Consider the following 2,584-nt stretch of genomic DNA (forward strand, 5'->3'; position numbering starts at 1 on the left):
CTAAATACAATCCTTATCCATTTAAATGCCAGTGATCTAATAATGCTGTTATGCGGCTTACCCTTGGCTTTTTGTTGCTCATAATACGCTTTAGCCCAAAACGAATAACGAATAGAAAAGCCTGCCCATTCCACAAATGTTTGCCTCAAAATATAACGCTAATGAGTTCACGTTTTTTGACCACTGCGCTTAAAAATAAATGCTTTACTAGCGTACTTTTAAGCTTTGCAGTACCATCAATCCCTTTCAAAACGCCAATTAAAACAACACCAAACACTTCTTTATATGCTGCGTAAAAATACAGTAATCGATTGAACCAAAATAGGAACTCAGCTATGGTTTGTTTATTAATAAAACAAATAATAAAACGAGTTAACCTAAGGCTCGTTAACCTTTAAGGCGAGTATGAAGCACGTTATTAGTAAAAGCGTAGGCATTGAAGAGTTCAAAAAGAGGTTCTCGGAAATCAGAGAAGCGTTCTTAAATTCCTTAAAAAAAGCTAGTGAAGGCTATGAATATGTAAGGTACTTCGCTTGTGATGAAAACGGGCTCCCAACTAAGTGGGTGTGGGACGATGAAACTTTCACCCACAATAAAGCAGAGGGCTCTCTTTATGACGCAGTTCAGTTTGCCAGCAACATGATAAATGATGGTATGTGTTTTTCTTACATGGGTTGTTTGTCAGGCTCTAATGATCTTGAGGTTTGGCTGACTACTTTTGAAAAACCAATAGAAAAGCCTAAATGGCCAAGCAGCAAAGAGCCAAAATTTGAGCTTACTCATGAGGGTGTAACTCTTGAGTAGCAACAAGTCAAAGCACGCGGACTTGGTAAAGTTATCACCTTTTTTTCCAAAAAATCCGCAACTTCACCAAGCCGGTGTTTGAGGCGCTAAAGCTGTAGATTAACTCATAAGTGGGAAGTGACAGATAGTTTTGTTTAAACAGCCTATAAAATTCACTTTCCAATGGATTATTCCCTCAGATTTCACGTAACAACGCCATTTGAGGCTTCATTTCTAATGAATTCTGAGGCTGTTTTTTCTAAAATAGAACCTCTACCGGCTCGATATTTGGTATTAATAATTAATATTTAAGAGAGATAAATGGATTTTAAAAATATATTTTGTAGCAAAAGATGTGAAAAAAAATTAAATAGGTCTTTTAAAAAATGCCCTAAATGCAAAAATATCTGGGTAAGTCAAACTGACGAAACTTTAAAATATTATTGTAATACTGCATGGGTAATGTGTGAAAGCTGCGCAAAGGACTCTAAGTCCTGTGTATCATGTGGAAAAAACGTGTAGTCATGCACTATGTAAGCCCATAAAGTTACGACTCGCAAAACGGTCACATTCGTTGCAAAAAATAAAGGTGTAAAACAAATGTCCAAGCATCGCTCATGGGAGCGTTAGTTGCCTTAAGATTCACAGATGAATTTTGATGATTTGAAATCGATTATTGATACTGAAAATGATCAAGAATTAAAGCTTATTTCTAATTTTTGGGAAATCATTAAAAACCCCAATTCTGAATTGACGCATTGGTTATCTGAAGATGAATTTAATCAGGTTTTCTCAAATCTATTAGAGTATCAAAATAACGATACTGTGTTTGTTTTTGAGTCTTTTGAACGCACCTACAAAGGTTCGGGTTTAACTACAAGGTTAACTGAACGGCTAAATTTAAACTGGGCTCAGTTTAATGCTTTTCAAAGCACTACCGAAATTCTTTATTTCTATATGGTACCAAAAAGTTTAAGTTGGGTTTTATATTCAAACAGAGACTTTTGGCAGTTTGCAAAAGGCAACTAACAACACGCTTTGAGGTGGACGACTAGTAAAATTTAGCTATTAATTGCAAATTTTAAAAGTGGTGAGCCTCTGTGTTTTAAGACCGCTAAATACGTCGATTCATCGTAGGGTGTATTCGTTTTCCAACACCTAAATACAATCCTTATCCATTTGAATGCCAGTGATTTAATGCTGCTGTTATGCGGCTTAGCCTTGGCTTTTTTGTTGCTTATACTGAGCCTTAATTCAAAATATATATTCTTCCAATGCCTCCAAAAATATTACCTAAGCGAGATTAAGCTTCTTTTACATTGGCACTTTACTTATCGAGTAGTCGTAGTGCGTTTTTAGCTGATAAGTATTGTCATATTTCGATGGCAGGTATTGCTGTTAGATTAATCATTTAGCTGTGGTAAAATATTGATAAGTAATTATTTTGTTTACTTCTCTTCGTTTTTCTCGAAAAAATATCACAAGTGCCGTTTAATGGCTTCTAATAAAGTGGTGTAAGTGGTGTCCTTCAATGTTAATTCAGGAAAATAACCTTAACATTTTGATATTATAATAATTTTACTAGGCAGTTAATACATGAGCGGTTTTCTTTTCGTCCTTGTTTCCATCTTTGTTATTTTAAGTCTATTTTATGTTTTTGTGAGCCTCTTTAACTTTATCAATTCAGATAAAATTGAACGTGCTCACTATTTAAAGTTTTTAGACGAAAAACTTAAAGAGATAACTCCTGAACGTCTGTTAACGAAGGCTGAAGCTGCAGCTATGTCAGATTTTTATGGCG

Annotated in this window: 3 protein-coding genes and 1 pseudogene; 3 read left to right on the top strand and 1 reads right to left on the bottom strand. The window is 34.9% G+C overall.

The window, feature by feature from the left end; genetic code table 11:
- Positions 1-405: 405 nt before the first annotated feature.
- Positions 406-804 carry a hypothetical protein gene (locus tag L647_RS0101690; protein WP_024609660.1) on the top strand — a complete coding sequence of 133 codons (399 nt, stop codon included), beginning with the start codon at positions 406-408 and terminating at the stop codon, positions 802-804.
- 627 nt (positions 805-1,431) lie between these two features.
- Entirely contained in the window at positions 1,432-1,812 is a 381-nt protein-coding gene (locus L647_RS0101695) for a hypothetical protein (protein ID WP_024609661.1), read from the top strand.
- Positions 1,813-1,844: 32 nt separating this feature from the next.
- Here the strand turns inward: L647_RS0101695 and L647_RS1000000126305 are convergent.
- A pseudogene (locus tag L647_RS1000000126305) lies at positions 1,845-2,012 on the bottom strand (IS110 family transposase); the annotation flags it as partial.
- A gap of 367 nt (positions 2,013-2,379) precedes the next feature.
- On the opposite strand from L647_RS1000000126305, the gene L647_RS1000000126195 reads away from it, so the two are divergent.
- Positions 2,380-2,584, top strand: a 205-nt coding sequence (locus L647_RS1000000126195) for a hypothetical protein (RefSeq protein WP_024609662.1), incomplete at its 3' end; no start/stop codon positions are given.

This window comes from Pseudoalteromonas sp. TB64 (assembly GCF_000498095.1).
Lineage (GTDB): Bacteria > Pseudomonadota > Gammaproteobacteria > Enterobacterales > Alteromonadaceae > Pseudoalteromonas.

Bases quoted from the DNA above. Each gene is read 5' to 3' on its own strand.
- L647_RS0101695 (WP_024609661.1), top strand. From the start codon at position 1,432: ATGAATTTTGATGATTTGAAATCGATTATTGATACTGAAAATGATCAA.
- L647_RS0101690 (WP_024609660.1), top strand. From the start codon at position 406: ATGAAGCACGTTATTAGTAAAAGCGTAGGCATTGAAGAGTTCAAAAAG.